Source organism: Gilliamella sp. wkB292 (assembly GCF_001690235.1).
Taxonomy (GTDB): Bacteria; Pseudomonadota; Gammaproteobacteria; order Enterobacterales; family Orbaceae; genus Gilliamella; species Gilliamella apicola_F.
Genome location: NZ_LZGO01000068.1, coordinates 84,249 through 107,706, shown reverse-complemented (window position 1 = coordinate 107,706; position 23,458 = coordinate 84,249). Strand labels below are relative to the sequence as shown.

Sequence of the window (23,458 nt, the reverse complement as noted above, 5' to 3'; positions counted from 1 at the left end):
TTTCAAATAAATAATACTATTGAGGGTCTCGTATAGTTAAATATTCAATGCTTTTTGTAATTGTTGAAGTTTTTTATTTAACTTATCTAGTTCGACCTGTTTTTCAACTTCTGACTTGCTTGATTTATTTACTTGATTATATTGTTGCTCAATGTCATTGACTTGTTTTAATAAATCGTCACGACCTTTCGCTTTTGCTTTGATTTCGCTCGTTAATTTAGACAGATCTTGCTTTAACTTCTGCTGTTGAGCTTGTTTCTGTTTTACACTCAACGTAGTATCGTTTTTCTGTTTTTCGATATTTGCATAAATCTCTTTAAATTGTTGATTTGCCCTTTGTTCATTTTCTAGAATTTGTTTTTTCTGATCAATTCTAGCCTGATAATTACCGGAATAATTACAACTTATTTTATCCATAATACCGATATTAGTATTTTTAGGATCACATTGTTCTGGAGTTGTAGAACAACCTGCGAGTAAAACAAGTGAGAAAACAGAGATAAAAGATATTTTTTTCATAATTAACCAACCTTAACAGCTGAACGTTGTTGAGTAACTAAATTAATTTGTTTTTCAAGTGCTGCTATTTGTTTATGTAGTTGACCGATTTCTTTATCCAATCTGGTGACATTTACACCTGATTGTTGTTCCTGAACAGACAGATTAACCCAATCATTTTCAACTTTCTTAATCCGTTTTAATTTATCATTTAAGTAAGCAATATTCGCATCGATTTGAGTTAACTCTTTCTGAGCTTGTTTTTTATTGACACTTTCGCTTTTAATTTGTTGATTTAGCGCATTAAGGGTAGCTAAATTTCTATCCACAACATCTTTAGCACTTTGAGTAATTGATTGCACTTCGGCGGTATTTTGTTGAACATCTTGAATATAGGCATCAATGCGCGCTTCAGCATCAGCATATTCTGCTCGTTTTTTATCCAAGTAATAATTTCCACCCATCATTACCCCACAACCGACAGCGGCAGAAGCAAGGCATGCAGCGGGTTTTCCACCCAACAACACACAGCCAAGCCCTGTAATACCTGCACCTATAGCACAAGATTGCCATGCAGATTTACTAAAAAATTCAGCGGTTGTACCTTTAGTCAATTCAGGATCGACATTTTTTGTACTCGCTCCGCCAGATGTAGATTGGCACCCAGTTAAAACGAGTGAGATGCATAAAGCAAGTGTACCTATCATTTTGTTCATTATTTCTTTCCTTTTATCTCATTACAAGCTTGCAGCCAAGTTGTTCTTTCGATCTTACCTGATTCAATATATTGATTAATATGTTGTAAATAAAGTTTTAAGTAATCACTCATATTCGCTTTACCACTGTTTTCTAAAATAAATTGAGTGGGTTGTGCTTGCTCATCAATAGTATTTTTTTCATAATTTGATGCAGTACTAACAATGGTGTCGGCATAATATTTTAAAATAAAGTCCCTAGCACTTTTCGACTCATCGAGCACCTGTTTTAAATTATTGAGTTTTTCAGGTGAACACATACCACCATTATTGGCATTATCTGAATCTTTCGTTTCACAAACTTCATTATTCATGGTGTTATATAAATTATTATTATATTCAAATTTACTATTTAAGTCAGAGACATTCGCACATAAAAATGCACCTAACTGTAGCGCTGCTTGAATCGAGCGGTTTCGCTGTTCGTCACGAGCTTGATTGGCACTACGTAAAAGTGTATTTAGTTGATTGAGTTCTTTTTTAGTCTTCTCATCTTCGACTTGTTTAGTGATTTTTTCAAGTTCACTCACCACATTTTGTTTTTGATTGGCTTCGGCCTCTGAACCTAATTCATTCCATTCTTTGTCTAATTCTTTAACAATATCGCTACTAGACATCACTTCGGTTGTATAGACCACACGAAAACCGACATCCACACTTTTATAAGCACTTTTATTATCATAATATGGTTTTTCAATACGAAAAGCAGTGGTGATTGACGATTCGGGTGTCAAATAACTGCCGCCTCTAACCGTCATACCACCAGGTTGACCATGATAACGATCAAGTTTGTTCATACGAAAAGAATCAAACATCATTTCGCTAGCATTGCCTAACATATCATATAGATCAACAGGATTAGGTTGTAAACGGCCTATAAGCTGTAATTTACCATTGGCTGATTTTGCGCCAGAAAACCATGCATAATTTTCTAAATTTTCAGTCATTGGGAAACGCATTTCACGAAACTCAGAATCTGTCACTTTTGAACCTCCCCGAGCTGCATATTCCCATTCGGTATTATTAGGTAGACGGATATAACCTTTCGGTAAGGTATTAGCATTAATCTTCGACTGATTTTCAATCAACCAACGATTATATTTATCAGTAAAAGCAACAGCATCAAACCAACTAATGTTGGTAATAGGAAAGGTAAGAGCTAGTTTTGCTGTGGGGCAAGTATCACTCATCACAGCTTGATATTGCAAAGCGGTTATTTCATATTTACCAATCAAATAATAACGCTCTTTTCCCTTTTCAGAAAAACTACCAGAAATATAATTGGGGGTTGCATATTCGGCAAAACCGAGCTCTTTTTGATTACTGCCTAAAATAACTTTAATATCATCTAAAGGCTTATTCGTTGGTGTATAGATCTTTTTCATTACCAAACTACCATCACACGGCATAGGCAAAATAACATCATCTTTTGCGGGTTTTGGATTGAAAAAATTACTATTCCAAGGTTCAGCATAGCAACTCAACGGAAATAAACTTATAGTTAATCCCCAAAAAGCAATTTGTTTTAAGTTACGCTTCGCGTAAACTTTCTGCTGGTTGGATCTTAATAGCACGTCGACCTCCTATGGCTACAACGACACCTGAAATAACTATACACAACAAAAATGCAATGATAAGGTGGTAAAATTGTAAGCGACTTACAATTGGTTGTGAAATCAAATTTTTACCTAACACTGCATTAAAAGCATAATTTCCTAATAAAAATAGCACAAAGGAAACTAAAAACGCCAAACAACTCAATATAACGGCTTGATTGATTAAATACCCCATTATCGCTTTGGATTGAAAACCAAGTAATCGCATAAAAGCTATATCTTTACGCTTACGTTCAATATTTGATAGAAACGAACCTGCAAACGATAAAATACAACCTAGTCCTGCGGTTATGGCAATCACGCTAAAAATAAAATTGAGTACCCTATCAATCGCTTTAACATTTTCAATGGCATTAGACTGTGTGCGTGTTTCGATGTTCTTTTCTCTTAATTTAAACGACAATGGCGCTACATTATCTAAGGAATTGGCATAAATGCGAGCCCTTGCAAATAATGAATGGGGAGGCGGATTATTTTTACCGGTATTCGTTGCAAATAATTCACTTTGATAACCATCATAAAAATTTTCCATTGCAATGAGTAAATCTAAACTGACAAACGCAGCAGCACGACTATAGCGATTCTCAGGAATAATACCTTTAACCTCTAATTCAATTGATCCTTTCTCGAACTTGCCATCTAATTGACGGGTAATAAATAATTTTATATGACTACCCACAGTTACTTGCAATTTTTCCGCTGATAATGCACTTAATAAAATTTGAGTTTTATCATTGATAGAAGGCAAATCCTGTGTGAGCGGATCACCACTCGCTGTAGGAATAATTTCAGCACTGCTCACAAAGTGGCTTGAATCTTTGACTAAATCAGCTTGAGTATTAAGCGAACGCGTTAAAGGAATCACAAAGCCAGTTTCAGGCTGTTTTTTTATCCAGTCAAACATGGCATCATTCAGATTTAAATTCCCCACAATCTTTATTTCTAAATTTTGTGGATCATTAAGTAGTTGCTGCCGTAGCTGAGAAACTACGCCATATTTTAAGCTGAATAATAACAATAATGGCGTAATAACCGATATTACCGATGCGATAATACAAAATGAGACTTTTTTGTCGTACCATAAATCAGACAATGATAAACGGATGATTAGCAACCATTTTAATATCATTTTACTCATCGACGCTTACCTTGCTTTGTAATGGTAAAAAAACTGATGATTGTGGAGAGTTTAATTTGGCCGATAAAGTAAATAAACCTTTACTTGCAATACGTTGCCAATCATGCGTAACAATCATTGCGGCAATATTATCTTGTTTTGCCTGTTCAATAATCAAATCAAACAGTAAATTGGCGTTATAAGGATCTAACGCTGAAGTCGGCTCATCAGCGAGTAATAGTGCAGGTTTATGAATAATCGAACGAATAAACGATGCTCGTTGCCTTTCACCAATTGATAACTGCTTAGGATATTTACTGAGTAAATGCGCAATGTTAAGTTTGTCGACTAAATAATCAAATCTTGACATATCAACAGGTAACTGGAGCAATTTAAGTGGTAATACAATATTTTCCTGAATCGTCAAAAACGGCAGTAAACCACCTGTTTGTAACATAAATCCCAAATAGCGAGCACGTATAATCGCTAGTTCATCGATATCATTACGGCGAATTAATTTAGCTATATCAATATCACTATTATCTAAAACCAATTTATAACAATCCAACTCATCAGGTTTTAAAATCATGCCGATCATTTCAAGCAACGTACTTTTACCCGACCCGCTATCGCCTTGTATCACAACAACTTGCCCTGCGTTTAATGATAGCTCTGGCAGGCAAACGTTAAAAAAAGATTTGCCTGTAGAGCGAGAGATGGCTAATTGCTTTATTGTTAACATGAGCTTTACGGTAACATTTCTAATGGGATAGGATAAACATTATCACGAGGATCACTACCTTCAGCTAATGAAATCCAACGATCAACATCGGCATTACATTTCTGATAATAACGAATTTTGCTATTAAGATTACGAATAAATTTTTCTTGTTCAAGTCCACTCATACTTTTCCAAGTATCTTGATCCAGTCCAGTAACATCACTTTTATAAGGAATATTATCCAGATATTCGCCAAGCAAACCTAAATCAGCAATTTTGGTAACTGAATCTGATTTTAGTTTACTTGGATCTTGCCCCATAGCTGCGGCAACAGAACGTAATTGTGAAAACATATCATCAGAAGAAATCAATCCATCATTAGCCGCATGAGCAATCTTACTAACCACATCACTTAAGTCACTCAATTGCGATTTAGTTAATAAAATCCGAGGCTCTGCTGTTGGTATTGTTGGTTTGACAAAATCTTTATCAGCAATCCATGCTTTAAAAACTGAAGGGGCTTTAGTTCCATTGGTATCACCTAAATAAGCAAGCTGCATTGCTTTACTCAATAATAATGCATCTTTTAGCATATCCGAATCATCATCTTTAGCATTAAGTGCATTACCTACAGATGCTTCACCTTTATACGCTAATTTTACTTGTTCAGACAACGCATCAGCTAATAAATCAACCTTCTTACCAAATTCTTGAACATCACCAGCATTAACAGGGTAATAAAGTGATTTATGAATAAAATCATTGTAGGTTAAATCAGAATATTGCGCGGCAGCGACTTGATGATCTTTTTCACCACTTGGTGTTTTTAAATGCAGTGCATAAATAGCAACACCTTTATGCTGAGCTTCAAGCCTTAATTGCGCAGCATCCATACCGGTGCTAGACAGTTTATCGTCACCAGGAATGGCACTAGCATCAGTAATTAAAATCATATATCGCGCGCCAAAACTATTCCAATTAATATCATTTAGCGCTTGTGCAACACCTGCATAAGAATCTTCCGCAAAATAAGAAGTTGAAACAGTTGCTTGTTTGAGTGAAGCACTTAATTTCATGAACTCTTCTTTATTTTGAACTTTATTAGGATCAACAAAAATTTTAGAAACAAACTCCAATTTATCTGACGCTTTTAAACTAGAACGGAACGATACTAAACCGAATTTAACCTGATTTTGTAAGTGTTCCTTTTCAATATGTTGATAAACACGTTCAACCGCCTCTTTGGTTCTTGAAATATAAGGATCCATTGATATGGTTGAATCAATGACAAAAACAATTGCAGCTTTAAATGGTACAACTTGATTAGCAGCATCATCCGAGCTTTGATTATTAGGGGAATTAGAATTAGTGTTATTTTTAACCAATTTATCTTGTTTACTCACTGAAGCGACTTCTAAAACTCGCTCATAAAAACCTTTACCATTCATTACCTCTTCACCTTGTAAAATAGGTAACAAATAAAAGTTCGTTTTAAAATCAATATACTCTTTCGGCTCTTGCGCCACAATTTCAGGCGTTGCTTTATCAGCATTTAATGAGTCTCGAATGGGTTTTAACAAAGTTTCGGGCTGATCTGAATCTACAATTTTGGTTAAAGCCTCTTTATCTTTAAAAAATAATAGAGGATCACGATCAACCGGATTGGTAAAAACCAATGTCATTTGCATATTCCATGCTATTGCACAGGAATTATTTATCCAACCTACTGTATTACCATATGAATCAGGCCCAATACTAAGCCACTCTTGATTATTATCTGTTTTTCGTTCATACACATAATATCGAGAAAAAGCAGGTAATGTAGCGCCTGTTGGATCAGTAATATTTTTTTTCAATTCACAAGTTGGTGTACTTAACACTCGTTGATAAAGTGTTGTTTTACCTTCTTGTTTTAGTGGTTCAGCAGCTAAACTTATCAACGGCATACAGGCAAAAGTTAGACTGATAACTAATTTTGAAACGGCTATTTTTTTCATACCTGTGTTCCCCATTATTTTTGTAACTCGTCTAATCGTTCTTTAGCTAATGTATTATTCGGATCATGGTCTAATGCAGTTTCATACCAATAACTTGCTGTACCTTTATCTGCTTTAAAACAATTATTTGTTTGATAAAACTTTTCGTCATACTCTTTAGCATAAAGGAAAGCAATCTGGCCATTTTGCTGGGCTTGATTTGCATATAGACGCTGAGCAATATTACATTTATCCGCCTTTTTTGCATCATTAATTAACTGGATAATTGCCTGAGTATCTGGCTTGGTTTGTAAACACTGTTGAATAAAAGCCAGATCGTCTGTTGTGGTACTATTTAAACTGCATTGCGTATTAACTTGAGCTGTAGGTTCGACAGGTTGTGTTTTTTGAAACACTAAAAAATACCATGCAGCTAGACCAAGACCAGCTAAAATCAATAGAACAATGATAATAGTGATAACCAAGCCTAATTTACTTTTCGATTTTTTTAACTGAGGAGTCTGAGCAATCTCTGGTTCAATTACTGTTTCGACCTCAAGTTTAACCGGCTCAACAAGGTCATCATTTTGCGTCTCAATGTTGGGGGTTTGTTCAGGCTCTTCAGGTAGTTCAACAGGTTCAGTAAGTGATTTGGTTTCAACCGGTGAATTATCTGAAGACGGTTGTACAACATTTAATGCTGTTGAAGCTAGTACATCTTCGGCAATACTAACAACACCACCATCAATATAACGTTGGTTTTGTTTGTCACGTAACTGTATTAAAAACCGTTTAGTATTGTCTTGAGATAATAATGAATCAACTAACCATTCACTCACATAACCGCTAATTTGTTGATTATCCACTGACAAATCAGCTATTGAATGCCAACTCTTTTCGGGTCCCCATTGTTGCAAACCAGATAAATAATAACCATCTTGATTACGCTGTATAAGCATGTCGATATCAGCACTACCATTCCACTTTTTTGCCGAAAACTTCGCAATTCCAGGTTTATAACCTTCTAATTCAATTCTTAATGCCATAATATCCTCTATTTCGCTTCCCAATCGCCAACCTATTTTGTCATTCAGTTATCAATAACAAAATTTTCATTTAAAATCAGGAAGATCTAATATTATTTTTTGTTAATTTTTCAATCTTATTGTTATAACATTAATTTATATAAGCTTGCTTAAAGCTAGCCAAAATCTCGCCTAGACGACTATTTTGTTCTTGACTAATTTCACGCCCAGCATGATGTCCAATGTTTTCTTGAGCAAGCATAGCAAATGCAATAAACCAATCGAATATTGCATACTGAGAATAATTTTTAGTTTTCTCATCTAATATAGGCAATGGATGCGATTGCTGATGCGTAAATTCAGCTACCGGTGAAGAAAAAATAGGTTTACCTTGATTCACCCGGCTCATTGGTATATCAACAGCTTGCCCCTGAACAAAACCAAGCCAAGCAATAAAATCTGCTAACAAAGTATGAATGGTGCTCACTTGTCTTGACTCAAGATCATCACGTTTACTACCTGTATTTTCATTATTTAAAATGCGATCAGTTAAATTTGCCTCAAGCTTTAAACGATTTGCAGCTGTGATTAACTCTTCGACGATAAAAGATAACGATTTCTGATTTAAACCAAAAAACTGCAAAACATGTTTATCTAATACCATATTTCTTAAATAATCCAACCAAGCAGTAAAAACTGTTTTGGCTAATTTTGACTCGGTAGGTAACGAAGATGTAAGCGTCACTTCAGAAGCAAAGGTTGCATCAGAAAATAACTCAAAATCAGTATTTAAGCCAAAATCAGTTGATAAATCATCACTATTTGCATGCACATCATTAGTATCTTGAGTTGTTTCAGTATCAATATTACTCGTATGATAAAGCGCACGGATAGTTTGATCCGGCAGTTCTAAAGTTTTGAGTAATTCGCCAAGTAATAATGCTTTCCCTTGTAGTTCTTTCACTACATCAGTAATAATTTGTTTTTTCTTACTTAATTCTTCATCACTATCAGCATGATACCAAGTATCAAAACGCATATTTATAATATAATCAATTTTTTCATTAAGCTGCTCTAAAATACGCTGTTGCTTAACTTCAGTAATGGCAACTTGTTCTAAATATTGGCTAATGCGTTCAATACCCCCATCATTTAGCTGCAACATAGCATCCCACGCTGTAGCCGGTTGATTAACATATTGTTCAATATCGGGATTTTCAATAAACGTTTTTTTCAATAGCAACATTTTCTGTTGATAACTATCGTTATAAGATAATTCACGGTTAGAAGTAGCATCAACGTTTAAAAACGGCACATCAAAACCGGGTTTTCGCACTAAAAAAACATTATTGAATTTATGACCATTTGACCAATTTGTTAACCAATCATAATTACCAAAGCGCTCTAAAATAGTTTGTTGTAGTAATCCACCTTTACCCCAGCTATTTTTGAGATTATCTTCTGAAAGTATTAATGAGCTACCAATACGTTTATCAAACATGGTAATCGCCCATAATAATCCTGCTTTTTTTGTCGCTCTTTTTTCAGCTGTCTCACCTTGGGTTTTATCAATCCAACGTTCAAGCACAGGGCCGACATCATTAACATCAGACTGTTTGTCTGATGGCGTACAGACAACAAGCACGTTCATTTCTTGATTATCAGTGTATTTTTCAAAAAGATAAGCCACTTTACCTCGCAATAAAAGCTGAGCGATCGGGTTACCTTCCTTAACATCAGAGACAGAAATCAAATTCAAACGACCGCGATACCCAGGAAAATCAAGCAAATCAACTTTTTCAAAAGTGGCAACACGTGTTGGATTGACTAAAGGAAAAATCAGCTCAGCAGTCAAGAACGCTAATTGAGCGATAGATATTGTAGTTGGTCCACCATTTAATGGAGTAATAGTGACTTGAGTATCGCGATCGGTATTTAATCGTTCAAGAATATCGACGTTCATAATGCTATCAATTTGCGATTTAACGCCATTATTATCTTTCACTAAGACCGATAGTGGGGCATAAACAGTATCAACATGGTTTAAGCTGGTTAAAGTCGTGGCAAGTTGGGTATAAGTCACAGTCAATTCGTTTATGCCACCCCATAACACCGAAAAAAGTTCACCACGATCAGGTATTGAAAGATATGGGAGTAATTGCATCGCCTTTTCCCAATATCCGCCTTTCAATCCTTCTAAAGCATTGCCAAAATTTTCGGAAAGATAATCATAAAGATCAACAATATCGTCTTCGCTTATGCCGCCAGTACGCTCAGTTTGCTTCTTGCCTTCGAGCTGTAGAAGCAGCTGCTTCAATGAAGAGAATTCGATTTTATTCGTGATTTTTTGTTGATCAAAATCTTTAAAATAAGCATTAATTAAAATTTTTACAATTTCAATCTCTTGAAATAATCTTAATTCTAATGGGTAGTTGGCTATTCCCCCTTTGGCTATACGACTAAAACGGGTAACCAGTCCAGTTGCTTCTTTACCACTTCCAACAGGATTAACATGTTCAATAAAGTCTAACACTTCATTGTCAACAACTGTTTCAAGTTTACCGTTTTCACCGGCAGCTAGTGCCGAGATAAGATAAGATTTACCCGCTTGCGATAATCCAAAAAAACCGACCGCCACAGATTTACTTGAGACATCACCCAATCTTTTGGCTGTATTACGTAAACGACGAAGATCAAGAATTAAGTTATCAGCCTCGCTATTCAATCGTTTGGATGAATCACGAGTCTGTTTCACCCATTCAATCGCTTGTGCTGACGCTTGATACACTTGATCCCAAGATTTAGGAAGTTGTTCATTTAAATTATTCATCGTTTTATCATTCCACTATCAAGCCAATATTGTGTACTTATTAATCCAGAATTAACCATTGTATTTAGGTTCAATTTAATATCCTGATTTTTATTACAAGCACGCCCATCAGAAGCTTTAACGTCTTTAATATAAAAATTCTCAATGGTTTTTTGTCGACTTTTTATGCCTAATGTCACTTCTAATACCACACCTTCAGTACTCAAGCGTTTAGCTACTTCACTGTTTTCTATGGTTAAAATATAAATTGGTGACGCCGGCCAACGCTCGATTTCTAATTGCTTGAAACCGAGCCGTGTAGTACCACGGATCTCAAAAGAGGTATCGGGAAAGTCATAATCAGGATCATCTAAATCAATATCTCGATAATAAACATTTTCCTTTTTTATCATATTAAGATTATCTAAAAGACCAATATATTTAACTGTAGAATATAAATCGATATTTGATGATCTAAAATAAAAATTAGGTAAACGTAAATTTTTACTTAAAAAGCATAACATAGCGCCAACAGCCGCGGTTGTTTTAGGATCGTCAATACGTTCTTGTTTATGGAATGGATACCAACCGCCAGTATAATAACCATGTAATGGTAAGATTCTTCCCGCTGGAATCGACAAGCGCGATCGAAAATAACTTTGTACACCAGGTAAACGTGACGGGCGACCGGTTAACAATAATACATCACATTGATAACAACTAATGATTTCAGACAGTGCGTCAAACGTTTTACAAATATTGTAATAATCACCACGTATAAATAAATAATGGATTCGTTTAAGATTAATCTCAATATTTAAATCCAATACTGAAAAAGTAGGATTATTCAGTGCTCGCCGAATCGGTTCATTAATAAAATTAAGCACATGATCAGTCATGACATTATGCTGTAATAGCTCTCTAAAAGTAGCGTTATACACATGTTGCTCGGCATGCAGCGGATCATAAAGCTCATATCTTTTTAGTACTTGCAAACCCAATGGCGTAAATAACTGTAAAGTCAGTTGTTGACGTAATACAGCATCTTGAATAGAAAGCTGCTGTGAACCAATAATTGTGGATAAAATTGGATTAGGATCAGTAAGCCCAGCTTGTTTTAAGCCATTAGTCAAAGCTGTGAGCACAGTGTCTTGAATAATATCAAGTAAGATATCATCACCCGCCACTTTAAAGCCATCACGAAAACGTTGAATTGGAACAATATAAGCATTACTGCTATTGATTTGCTTGCTGGTTCCATAATCAAGCTCATAATCGTTTATAACTAAATCGGTTGTACCACCACCAATATCTACTGTTGCAATTGTGAGTTTTTGTTTATTGGTTTTATCTGGACGTACCATTGACGCAATAAATTCTTCACTTCGCCCATTGTAATTATTTTGTGTTTCGTTAAATAAATATACAACTTGTCCACAAGTCGCTTCATCCCATTGTATATAAACTTCGGGGATGTTTGGCCAAACACTTTTTAATTGTTCTGGATTATTAAAATCAATATTATCATCAGAACTATCCCAACCAAGACTTTTCCATACAAGTCCAATAGCTTGGTATACACAACTTTTAAAAATGGCTTGTTCTGGTTTTGGCATTGCAGGTGGAATGGTCAAAATAATTGAACGTAGATTACGTGGCGTTTTAGCGTGTTCGAGTTTATTACGTTGCGCAACGCTATTCATCTGCATTAATGCATGCATCAAAACTTCACAGAGCATGAATGTCATTAACGAACTTCGCGAATATTTTGGATGAAAAACCGGCATTTTACGTTCAAATTCTTCATCTACATCATTACTCAAAATATGTAGTGCTTCACCATATTCGTTAATTAAACTCGAAAATGGTTCAGCGGTGGCAAAGGGTTCATGATCACTTTTTACATAATGGGAATTAAAACGCCAACCTTGCTCATATTTATCTTGATCCCATAAATAGCGTTTAGGGCTAGAAAGACCAGTAGCACCTTCATTGCCTTCTCGTTGACTTGCTAAACGGCTTGCCTCAGCCCCAACACGAACAATACTTGGCCAACGAAACGTGTCCCGCCTTCCACTTTGTAACGAAAAATGTTCCTTACCAAAAAAAGTTTGCGCAAATTCAACACGGCTTTCGAAAGGTTCATTATAGATATGCTCAGGCTGACCTAAATCACGAATTTCAAGCTCATAACGACGATTTAAGCTATCTTTATCTTGCACATGATCTTCAATCAATATTCCACAAGTGCGTGAATTACCCACATCAAGGATCATATCAACGGGTATTGATTTAATCACATCATCTTTAGCATTTGATACAATCTTAATGGTTGGTAATTGTAATGAATCAGCAAGTAAATTGATGATATTTAGATAGTGTCCATAATAAGCTTTATTATTAATTTCTGTATTAATATCATCTTTATGTATTTTTAAACGATCAGTTTGAGGTGCTAGCTCTTGAAATAAATCAATTAGCCAGCTAGTTACCCATTTAAGTTCTAAATACCATGAAACGTGATCTGAACGATGTGCCAAACTAAATACCGCTCCAGTTTTAACATCATTTTCGGTAGGCGCTAAATAGATCACATCTTGCATATTGGTGAAAATTTTAGTATCAAATGCAAAGGTGATGCGATGGGTATTGCCATCAGGATCTTCGCCCTCAGGAATACTGACAATTCGCACACGACTCCAATTATGTGGTCCTTTATCAAAACGTTCTGGAGGAATCGATCTTAAGACAGGAATTGGCAACCAAATCCCATCATATAATTTTAGTGATTGCTCAACACTAATTTCTTGTGTTGGTTTAACCGCAAAAGATAAATCATCTGGCGCAAAAAATTTACCACTCTCGGCATTCTCAATCAGTCTTATTAATGCCCCGCTTTCAGATGGGTCAATAAAATAACCATTTAATTTACTGCGCCATTGATTATCTTTCCAATCTATCTTAAGTGCAAAATCAAGAAACTGAATGCCACTATTCATAATAAGTGTGACTTCTTGACCATAATTGCGTAATTCTGGAAGCATATACTACCTTATTGTTTTTTCATAGTAATTGGGAATTTTTTCCCGTTATCATAAACCCCTTGGCAATCAGCTTGATTGTTTTTACCAGGCGTACATTGAATTTTTGGTAATTGATATTTACTATTGTCACTACATATTGCTTCAGTATTGCTGGCAATATTTAAATTCGACTTGTTAATACCGCTATCTACTTTACCTACACACTTAACACCATCACTACGTGTTACGGTAACTTGACCATTACCTTCATTAAAGTCATAACTCAATTGTAATGGTTTGCCTGTAGCTTTATCTTGAATACCGCCTCCAACAGACCATTGACCATCTAAAAATTTAGTTGATCCCTGTTTAAGTTGATCTTGAGATAAAGCTAAATTATTAGTTTGATCTGGGTTAGTTGCTGTACCTGTTTGCTTACCATCATCTAAATCTGGTGGAATTGACCCTTTGCTATTTTCATCTTTTTTATCAGGTTCACTAGTCGGTGACTTATCATCTTTTTTATTTTGATTATCAACTTTGTCTTTTTCTGAATTATTAACCTGATCATCTTTATTTAACGTGTCTGAGTTTTGATTAAGATTATTATCATCTTTAACATCATTAGGTAATGTAGCGGAATCAACAGGATTAACCGTGTTAGCTACAACATCACCATCCACTTTGGCACCGTTGGCATCAATAATATCATGACCGTTGGTTGTTACACCGTTAACCACTTTAATGTTTCTATCTATTACTTTATTAGTAGGTTCAGGATCTTTTTTATCTTGCTCCAGCTTTTCATCAGTAATAGTAGGAGTAGGAGAAGAAACATGATTATCTCTACCTAAATCAGCATTAATCGATACTACAGGGGATTGCCAACAGCCTCGAAGCCAAAAAATCGCCAATAAAAGTAATAATAGAGGCAGTAATGCAAGTAACCAGAGCCACCAGCGTTTCCACCATGGTTTGTTAATAATGGCCGGCTCAGTAAATGTATGATTGGTTGATGGAGTTGGTTGTTTGAATGATTCTAAACAATAAAATGGCGAATTGACTTGCGCAGTTTGCGGATAAACAAATCCCCAAAAAGTAATAACTGGTTTACCGTTAACAATATAGACAAATTGATTACTTGGAAATCGAATTGCCATCAAATTGGGTTCTAGGTCATCACTCTTATTGTTAGGATCATAAATCAAGCGACTAAAAAGCAGTTGATCGCCTTCTAAATTAGGGTTGCTTGCTAACTGTTTACCAAAATTCAATACTTTGTGTTCAAACTCTTTGAGTAAAATCAAAGCTGATTCTTGCTCTGATTCGCTCGCTGATGTCCAAGGTACAATATCATATTGTCCATCAGGTTGATCTGATTCAAAAGGAATGTACCAATCAATAATATTACCCTGATCATTACGTTGTGGTATAGCTAAACAATCGGCATATTGTTTACCTAATTTAATTCTAAACATTTCACGGATTTGCGCTGCAACAAGATAAGCGGCTTTCCCATCATGCCCAAGCATTTTGAAATCTTTAATATCACCACTGCGAAGTAATGTATTTATCATATATTCCTTTCTATCCCGTTATTTTAATTATTTTTATGTAACTCAATCAATTTCAACAAAAATCTAATTATGGAAACAACCACACTAAATAATAGTGTAAGTTTTTCATAAAATTTTTTATTAGTCGACCATAGTTATTCAATAACTATGAGAACTTATTATAAATAAGTTAGAGTCATTTACTTAGCTAAACTAGTTTTATTCCTGTTATATCAAGTATCGCTATAACCTGAAATTTCTTTACAAAGAAATTATTTCATAAATTGCTCATCAGTTAATACACGTAGTGGTTGCATATCACTTTCACCTTTTATCACCAAAGTGGGATCTGAGCGTAAACACGCGCCACCATAATGACCGCCAACAGTGAAAGTGCAAACTTGTAAATATCGATCATCAACCTTAGGTAAACACCAAAGTTCTTGGTAAATATTTTCTTGCTTAGCAAATTGACCAACCGTTTTGCCTAGTGTTTGTTCTTGACTACTGACTAATTCTATATCACTGCCGCGTCGACCTGCAATAGGTTTAATGGCATACCCTTTTTTGATAAGATCTGCATTAAGTTCAAACGTTGATTCTAATAAATAACGGTGATTAGGAAACAATGACCATAGCACAGGCAAAATCGCTTTATTACTTGGTATTACCGTCCATAAAGGCTCAAAAACCGAGACTTCAGGTCTTAAAAGCACATCAATTAATCTGACAGCATTTTCAGGATGCCAGGTACGAATTGGTAAGCCAGCAACTTGCGCCTCACTTTCTTGTCGAAGCTGCTCTAATACTGTTTCCCATGCCCATGTTTTCCATACACAAGTGACCTGCCTATTTTCATCATCAACTAATCGCCCCTGCTTATCCCATTTTAGACCAGTTAAGCCACGTAATATTTTGCTTTTAAAACCAGCTAAAGTCAGGGCTTTTTGCATAAATAAAGCGTGATAGTTTTCTTCACTATCATCGTCTTGCATGATGTGTACAAAAGCTTGTGCATCACTATGCTTCCAACAGTTAGCAAGCGAATTGAGTAACCCTGCACTTGGATTTGTACCAATATTGAGTTCAGCTTGTACCGCCCATTTTTCCAAAATTTGTCCTGCTTCTGTATGACAAGACGCAGAATCTGCATTGTATTCATAGACTTTCAAACCACGCTCATCCATACAAAAATCTAAACGACCTGTAATCATTTGATAGCGGCGTTGTTGCCATGAAAGCCTTAATCTTGGCCAAAGTATTTCTGGAATATTAAAATTATTTAATAAATGATCGTTTTTCAAAACTTTATCCGTTGCATGCAAATACATCAAATGTAATTCATTCGTCGCACGGATTAATTCTTGTTCAGCACTTTCTGAAATAGTAAAGTAACGATAATGATCATCATGGCTAATTGCATGGCCTGCAGCTAATACATAGGTGCTTTCTAAAGGATCTGACTCATCAAGCCATTTTTTTTCAAATTGTTTGTTATTTGTTATATGAGCACTATGAATTTTAAGTAATGGTTTTGCTACTTCAGGTTGCGGTAAACTATATTCAGTTTTATCTGTTTGAATCATCCAACCTAAAATTTTAGTATCATCAAAGGTATCGTGTAATAAATAACCCTCATTTGTTACTGTCATCTTAAGTTCACGTGTCCATTGCTGACCAATAGGTAAACGCGTATGTATCACATTTTGTTCAGCTATTCTGATTTTGTCATCAAATACTTCGGTAATAACGGCAACATGCCCCGTTCTATCAAATACGCCACCATCATCCCAGATTAATAATGAACCAGCTTCGGGTATTTTTTTACTACCATTAGCAAAAGCTTGTAAAGGTAAAATAGCTTCATTAACCACTTGCCTTAAAAAGCGCAGTGAAAATATTTCGTGAGCCATACCAACATCAGTGAAAACAATACCATAATTCAAAAACAAAAAGCGCCTTGCAAATTCGACACATTGCCACTTATAGCCCATATATTCGTATCCTGAATAACTGCGAAAGGATGCATCATCGGGGTATTGTTCGGGATCTAATGTTTCATAATCTGAAGAATAAATGGCAACGCCGCCCGGTGCATAACCTAATAATGTGCCGAAAGGTTCTTTTTTGTTGGACTGAGATAACATGCTATATTGCCTTATGATTGATAGTTACGATATGTTTTATAACTAATAATAAAATTTTCTTATCATAGATCAAATTAACAGCTTTAAAAAGCGATGTTTATTTTTTGTTACTTGAAGAATCATAAAATGCCTATATATAGGAAAAAGTAGATTACACTAGTAATTAAAAATACCGATTAACTGAGAAATCAAATTATGCAACAGAAAACAAAATTAAATGAATTATTAGAATTTCCATGCTCTTTCACGTATAAAGTAATGGGAGAAGCAAAACCTGAATTAGTTGACAAAGTGGTGACAGTCATTCAAAAACATGCACCGGGTGATTATACACCTTCAGTTAAACCAAGTAGCAAAGGTAATTATCATTCGGTTTCAATTACAATTAATGCAACGCACATTGATCAAATTGAGAATTTATATAAAGAGTTGGGTGATATTGATATCGTAAGAATGGTATTATAACACTTTACCTTTTAAGATTTTTTTGCGCAAAATAGAGCCTTGTTGTTATATTATTATAATTATGAGGCTCTAACATGAAACCAGAAACAATTGCTCTGCACACAGGCTATAGTCCAGAACCAACCACCCATGCCGTTGCTGTTCCCATTTATCAAACAACATCATATGCTTTTGATGATACTCAACATGGCGCTGATCTTTTTGACTTAAAAGTCGCTGGCAATATTTACACACGTATTACTAACCCAACCAATGCTGTACTAGAAGCACGCGTAAGTGCCCTTGAAGGAGGAATAGGTGCATTAGCTGTCGCGTCAGGTATGGCCGCAATTACTTATGCTATTCAAGCTATTACATTTACCGGTGAAAATATTGTTTCGGTCTCGAAATTATATGGCGGAACGTATAATTTACTTGCTCATACATTACCTAACTTCGGCATTACAACCAAGTTTGCACCGCACGATAACCTTCAAGCTATCGAACAACAAATTGATGATAAAACTAAAGCAATATATTGTGAAAGTATTGGTAACCCAGCTGGGAATATTGTTGATTTATCGTCACTTGCAGAGATCGCACATCGACATGGTATTCCTTTAATTGTCGATAACACTGTAGCAAGTCCAGCACTTTGTCGTCCTTTTGAGTTTGGTGCCGACATTGTAGTGCATTCATTAACTAAATATATTGGCGGTCACGGCAATAGTTTAGGCGGCATAATTGTCGATTCAGGTAAATTTCCATGGAAAAAATATCCGGAAAAATATCCAATGTTAAATCAACCTGATCCCTCTTATCATGGTGTTTCATATACTGAAACTTTTGGCGATGCTGCTTATATCGCGCGCTGTCGAGTTATTCCATTGCGTAATATGGGAGCGGCACTTTCGCCATTTAATACTTTTTTATTACTGCAAGGGCTTGAAACATTATCTTTACGTATTGAACGTCACTGTCAAAACACCTTAAAAGTCGCTCAATATTTAGAATCTCATCCACAAGTAAGTTGGGTCAACTATGCCGGTCTTGATACTCATCCTGAGCATCACTTAGCGGTTAAACAGATGGATAATGGTTTGCCGGCTGGAATTTTATCTTTTGGTATAAAAGGCGGTAAAGAAGCTGGGGCTAAGTTTATTGATGCTTTAAAGCTAATTCTGCGTTTAGTTAATATTGGTGATACACGCTCACTCGCTTGTCATCCAGCGTCAACAACTCATCGTCAACTTAATGATGAAGAACTACAAAAAGCCGGAGTAAGTCAAGAAATGGTGAGATTATCTATTGGAATAGAACATATCGATGATATTATTGCTGATTTAGAACAAGCGCTTAACGCTGCAAAATAATGACAAAAAAAGAGCAAGATAAATTAAACTTCTTGCTCTTTTAGTTAATCAGTATTTATCCTAAAATTTTAGCTAACTCTTTAGTAACCTCTGCCACAGGTTGTGTACCATCAATACGGAAATATTGTGTATGACCTTGTTTAGCTTCATGCTGATAATAACTCACTAAAGGTTTAGTTAATTGATGATATTCAACAAGACGTTTACGCACGATATCTTCGTGATCATCTTTACGAATAGTTAATGGCTCACCAGTAACATCGTCAATATTCTCAACTTTTGGTGGGTTATGGCGAACATGATAAACCCGTCCTGACGGCGCATGAATACGTCTACCACTCATACGATCAATAATTACTGCATCAGGAACATCGAACTCAAGCACATAATCTATGTCAATATCTGCTGCTTTCATTGCATCAGCTTGCGGCACTGTGCGAGGAAAACCATCTAGTAAAAAACCATTAGCACAATCACTTTGCGCAATACGCTCTTTAACTAACGCAATTACCAACTCATCAGTAACAAGTTTACCGGCATCCATCAGTTCTTTAGCTTGCAAACCAAGTGGACTACCCGATTTAACCGCTGCACGTAACATATCCCCTGTTGAAATTTGGGGAATACCATATTTTTGCATAATAAATTGTGCTTGAGTGCCTTTTCCAGCGCCTGGCGCACCTAATAAAATAATTCGCATAAAATAACCTCTTATGACTCTAATATAGATAAAGTCTTTTTACTCTGGTAAATAGTGAAATATCACCTTACTGCTAGCAATTAAACCATCAGTATGACAAATATAATTAATTGCACCACAACCTTTAATCATTTGAGCATTTTGCTGACAAATTGGACAAATGTATTGTTCAAGGTAGTGCTGCTTACAATGAGAACAGACATAGTGTTGAGGTGAAACAACTTGCATTTTACGATGGCATTTAGGACAAAAACCCTCTTTACCATCTATAGTAACTTGCTCTGACATAAACTACTTTCGCCCCCTAACATGTTTCATTAATCGACGGCGTTTACGTTGTTGAGATGCTGTTAAACTATTTTTTCTGCCTTCAAATGGGTTAGCACCTTCTTTAAACTGAATACGAATAGGTGACCCCATAATTTTCAATGAGCGTCTAAAATAATTCATCAAGTAGCGCTTATATGAATCAGGTAACTCTTCAACTTGATTACCATGAATCACAACGATCGGTGGATTATATCCTCCCGCATGAGCATATTTTAATTTAACTCTGCGCCCTTTAACTAAAGGTGGTTGATGATCATCTTGAGCCATCTGCATAATTTTAGTTAATAATGCAGTGTTAACTCGTCGTGTTGCACAATCATAGGCTTCTTGAATTGAATCAAACAAGTTGCCAACACCACTGCCATGGAGAGCAGAAATAAAATGAACACGTGCAAAATCGATAAAATCCAGTCTATCATCTAGCGTAGTTTTTACTTGTTCTTTAATATCTTGTGATAAGCCATCCCATTTATTCACTGCAATAACAAGTGAGCGCCCACTATTAATAATAAAGCCAAGTAGTGATAAATCTTGGTCAGATATACCTTCTCTAGCATCAATGACTAAAATAACAACATTGGCATCTTCAATAGCTTGCAGTGTTTTAATGACAGAAAATTTTTCAACGGTTTCTGTCACCTTGCCACGCTTACGAACACCAGCAGTATCTATCACAACATATTCGCGATCGTCGCGTGTCATAGGGATATAAATACTATCACGAGTGGTGCCGGGCATGTCATACACGACAACGCGGTCTTCACCTAGAATTCGATTTGTTAGTGTTGACTTACCAACATTTGGACGGCCAACAATAGCTACTTTAATTGGCTGATTAATCAATGATTCGGTTTCATCACCTAAATCATCGTATGATTCAGGTAAATCATCTAGTTCATTGTGAACACTAACTTCAGTTGCTTCTTCTGATTCAAATTGAAAAATTGGATCTAAGACAGTTTCGATTAATGAGGTTACGCCACGACCATGACTAGCCGCGATAGGGTGAATTTCACCTAATCCTAAACCATAAAAGTCAGAAACAGCAGTATCTACATCAATACCATCAATTTTATTAGCAACTAAAAAAGTCGCTTTTTGGCGTGAGCGTAAATGTTTAGCAATAGCATGATCAGCAGGCATAACACCCGATCTGGCATCAACCAGAAAAAGCACAATATCGGCTTCTTCAATTGCTTGTAGGGATTGTTCAGCCATAAAGCTTTCAACCCCTTCTTCTGTGCCATCGATACCACCGGTATCAATCACGATATATTCATGACCTTTGATCTCAGCTCGGCCATATTTGCGATCACGAGTTAATCCTGGAAAATCAGCGACTAAGGCGTCTCGAGTCCGAGTTAAGCGATTAAATAAAGTCGACTTTCCAACATTCGGACGACCAACTAGTGCTACTACAGGTATCATGTTTATCTAATTACCTTAATTTTTTATAAATGCGTAAATATCACCATTTTTTGCTTGGACAATTAATTTATTGTCAACAACTAATGGTCGGGAGATTAATCCACTACTACTTACTTGTGTTTTTGCAACAATTTCACCATTGTCTTTATTTAGCCAATATAAATAACCCTCAAAATCACCCACTACAATGTAATTTTGATACACAACAGGATCGGTTAATTGACGATGTAAAAGACTGGATTGAGTCCAATCAACAGCCCCACCATTTTTAGTGATAGCTTGGATATTGTCATCTTGATCAACAACAAATAGTTGATGAGAATCAACTGCAAAACTGTGCGTTGAGCCAATTTGTTTTTTCCATACAACTTGACCATTACTTAAATCTAATGCAGCAACATTACCATTATACCCTACAGCATAAACAAGATTGCCTTCAACAACTGGGGTAGAATCGACATCGTTCAATTTTGCAATTTCAGTTGAACCCGTTGGCTGCGAAATACGCTGCTGCCAAATAAGTTGTCCATCTTTAATAAAGTAAGCGTCAACACGCCCATTATCATCACCGACAATTGCTGCACCATGCGCTATAGTTGGTGTTGAATTACCCCTTAAAGATAAAGCAGGAACATCAAAAGACACATCCCATAATTCGTCACCGGTATTACGATTAAGTCCTTGCAGTACACCGTTAGCAGTATGTATGATTAATTTATCTTCTGAAGATACAGGGCGCGCTAAGACTTCACCTTTCACCGGTTTTTCCCAGACCACTTTACCACTATTGCGTTCTAAAGCATAAACAACTGCTCGTTCACTTCCTACATATACATAATTATCATCTGCACTTACGCCACCAGAAAATAAAGCTGTTTTACTGCTAAATAAGGTGCTTTGTGATAAATTGATATCCCAAATCGTATTACCGCTTGATAAATCAAGGGCTTTTACTTGACCGCTACGACTCGCTACATAAATAGCATTATCATAATTGATCGGTCCTAATAAAGAGTAAATTTGCGTATTACCAGATGTACTATTTCGCCAAATTTGTTGAATAGGAAATTGATTGTTGACTGTCGGTGATGGTGAAATTTGAACAACATCTTCCTCACCACCAAATAACGAGCATCCAGCAAGTGAGAACATTAAAACACCGGTAAAAAAACATTTTGATAACTTCATTTTAAAGACCCTTATAGCAGGATAAATTAATTTTTATTTTGTTCTGTTGTTGCTTGTTGTGTCTGAGCTTTTTGCTCAGTTTTAGCTTGTTCTTCTTGTTCAACTTGTTGTTTAGCTTTTAAATATTCAGCTTGATTTAACTTCATTTTGATATTTGTTTCTAACTCTTTAGTTGTTCCTGAAGTTAAAGCGAGATTATATGCATCAACTGCATCACTGTAACGCTCTAATTTGACAAATATATCACCACGCAGATCGTTAACAATTGGCGCCCAACTTTTTTCAGTGATATTGGTCAACGAATTTAAGCTATCTTGATATTGACCTTGTTGATTTTGTAAGCGAGCAATACGAATATAAATAAGCGATTTTATCGGTTCTGCATCAGTCTTTTTTAGCGAGTCAGTTAACAATTTTTGTGCGCCAGCATAATCTTTTAATACGTCAACATAAAACTTAGCTGCACGTAAATTAGCAAATACACTATAAACAGTATCATTATCTTTAGCAAAGGCAACTAATTCATTGACAGAATCGGATTTTGTCTCATCTAAATTTTTAATTAATTGCTCATATCGATCTGATGATTCTATTGATTGATTCACTTTATAAGATTGCCAGTAACGCCATCCATAAAAGCCTAATAATCCAATTACGATAACTGCTACAATAATTTTCCATGTCTTAGCAAGAAATTCTTTTATCATCGAAAATTGTTCTTCACTGGTTAATTGATGACTCACTTTTTTCTC

The 23,458-nt window shown here is 35.6% G+C and carries 18 protein-coding genes; 2 read left to right on the top strand and 16 right to left on the bottom strand.

Translation table 11 applies throughout. The features are described from left to right. Window positions 1–36: 36 nt before the first annotated feature. The 11 genes from A9G09_RS09130 to gss form a co-directional block, all read right to left on the bottom strand. On the bottom strand, window positions 37–519 hold the full coding sequence (locus A9G09_RS09130) for a hypothetical protein (protein ID WP_065634517.1): 483 nt from the start codon (window positions 517–519) through the stop codon (window positions 37–39). Window positions 520–521: 2 nt separating this feature from the next. Then, on the bottom strand, window positions 522–1,214 hold the full coding sequence (locus A9G09_RS09125; protein WP_065634516.1) for a hypothetical protein: 693 nt from the start codon (window positions 1,212–1,214) through the stop codon (window positions 522–524). Beyond that, the gene (locus A9G09_RS09120; protein ID WP_218056883.1) at window positions 1,214–2,827 is read right to left on the bottom strand and encodes an SUMF1/EgtB/PvdO family nonheme iron enzyme; all 1,614 of its coding nucleotides are present in this window, start codon (window positions 2,825–2,827) and stop codon (window positions 1,214–1,216) included. Before A9G09_RS09120 ends, A9G09_RS09125 begins: the two co-directional genes overlap by 1 nt. Next, window positions 2,784–3,998, bottom strand: coding sequence for an ABC transporter permease (locus A9G09_RS09115; protein ID WP_141671565.1), 1,215 nt, complete (start codon window positions 3,996–3,998; stop codon window positions 2,784–2,786). Before A9G09_RS09115 ends, A9G09_RS09120 begins: the two co-directional genes overlap by 44 nt. Before the next feature lies 1 nt (window position 3,999). Next, window positions 4,000–4,728 (bottom strand): ABC transporter ATP-binding protein, encoded by a 729-nt coding sequence (locus tag A9G09_RS09110; RefSeq protein ID WP_065634514.1) that lies wholly within the window; start codon window positions 4,726–4,728, stop codon window positions 4,000–4,002. A gap of 5 nt (window positions 4,729–4,733) precedes the next feature. Beyond that, on the bottom strand, window positions 4,734–6,704 hold the full coding sequence (locus A9G09_RS09105; protein ID WP_065634546.1) for a vWA domain-containing protein: 1,971 nt from the start codon (window positions 6,702–6,704) through the stop codon (window positions 4,734–4,736). Between the two features lie 14 nt (window positions 6,705–6,718). After that, window positions 6,719–7,729 carry a hypothetical protein gene (locus A9G09_RS09100; protein WP_065634513.1) on the bottom strand — a complete coding sequence of 337 codons (1,011 nt, stop codon included), beginning with the start codon at window positions 7,727–7,729 and terminating at the stop codon, window positions 6,719–6,721. 130 nt (window positions 7,730–7,859) lie between these two features. Beyond that, entirely contained in the window at window positions 7,860–10,538 is a 2,679-nt protein-coding gene (locus A9G09_RS09095) for a putative virulence factor (protein WP_065634512.1), read from the bottom strand. Next, a complete protein-coding gene (locus A9G09_RS09090; RefSeq protein WP_065634511.1) occupies window positions 10,535–13,561 on the bottom strand; it encodes a virulence factor SrfB in 3,027 nt (1,008 codons plus the stop codon). Before A9G09_RS09090 ends, A9G09_RS09095 begins: the two co-directional genes overlap by 4 nt. Before the next feature lie 8 nt (window positions 13,562–13,569). Further along, complete coding sequence (locus A9G09_RS09085; protein WP_065634510.1) at window positions 13,570–15,117, bottom strand: SrfA family protein; 1,548 nt, start codon at window positions 15,115–15,117, stop codon at window positions 13,570–13,572. Window positions 15,118–15,368: 251 nt separating this feature from the next. Beyond that, window positions 15,369–17,243, bottom strand: a complete 1,875-nt coding sequence (gene gss / locus A9G09_RS09080; protein ID WP_065634509.1) for a bifunctional glutathionylspermidine amidase/synthase — start codon at window positions 17,241–17,243, stop codon at window positions 15,369–15,371. Between the two features lie 195 nt (window positions 17,244–17,438). Here gss and ybeD point away from each other — a divergent pair, with 195 nt between their 5' ends. Next, window positions 17,439–17,708, top strand: a complete 270-nt coding sequence (gene ybeD, locus A9G09_RS09075; protein ID WP_065634508.1) for a DUF493 family protein YbeD — start codon at window positions 17,439–17,441, stop codon at window positions 17,706–17,708. Window positions 17,709–17,782: 74 nt separating this feature from the next. After that, window positions 17,783–19,060, top strand: coding sequence for a bifunctional O-acetylhomoserine aminocarboxypropyltransferase/cysteine synthase (locus tag A9G09_RS09070; protein ID WP_065634507.1), 1,278 nt, complete (start codon window positions 17,783–17,785; stop codon window positions 19,058–19,060). Between the two features lie 55 nt (window positions 19,061–19,115). On the opposite strand, the gene adk is transcribed toward A9G09_RS09070, so the two are convergent. The 5 genes from adk to A9G09_RS09045 are packed head-to-tail and all read right to left on the bottom strand — an operon-like array spanning window position 19,116 to window position 23,449. After that, on the bottom strand, window positions 19,116–19,760 hold the full coding sequence (adk, locus tag A9G09_RS09065) for an adenylate kinase (RefSeq protein WP_065634506.1): 645 nt from the start codon (window positions 19,758–19,760) through the stop codon (window positions 19,116–19,118). A gap of 39 nt (window positions 19,761–19,799) precedes the next feature. After that, window positions 19,800–20,048 (bottom strand): zinc-ribbon domain-containing protein, encoded by a 249-nt coding sequence (locus A9G09_RS09060; RefSeq protein WP_065634505.1) that lies wholly within the window; start codon window positions 20,046–20,048, stop codon window positions 19,800–19,802. Window positions 20,049–20,051: 3 nt separating this feature from the next. Beyond that, entirely contained in the window at window positions 20,052–21,518 is a 1,467-nt protein-coding gene (der, locus tag A9G09_RS09055) for a ribosome biogenesis GTPase Der (RefSeq protein WP_065634504.1), read from the bottom strand. 15 nt (window positions 21,519–21,533) lie between these two features. Further along, window positions 21,534–22,706: an outer membrane protein assembly factor BamB gene (gene bamB / locus A9G09_RS09050; RefSeq protein WP_065634503.1), complete on the bottom strand. Its 1,173-nt coding sequence runs from the start codon at window positions 22,704–22,706 to the stop codon at window positions 21,534–21,536. A gap of 26 nt (window positions 22,707–22,732) precedes the next feature. Continuing rightward, window positions 22,733–23,449: a tetratricopeptide repeat protein gene (locus A9G09_RS09045; protein ID WP_065634502.1), complete on the bottom strand. Its 717-nt coding sequence runs from the start codon at window positions 23,447–23,449 to the stop codon at window positions 22,733–22,735. Window positions 23,450–23,458 lie beyond the last annotated feature (9 nt).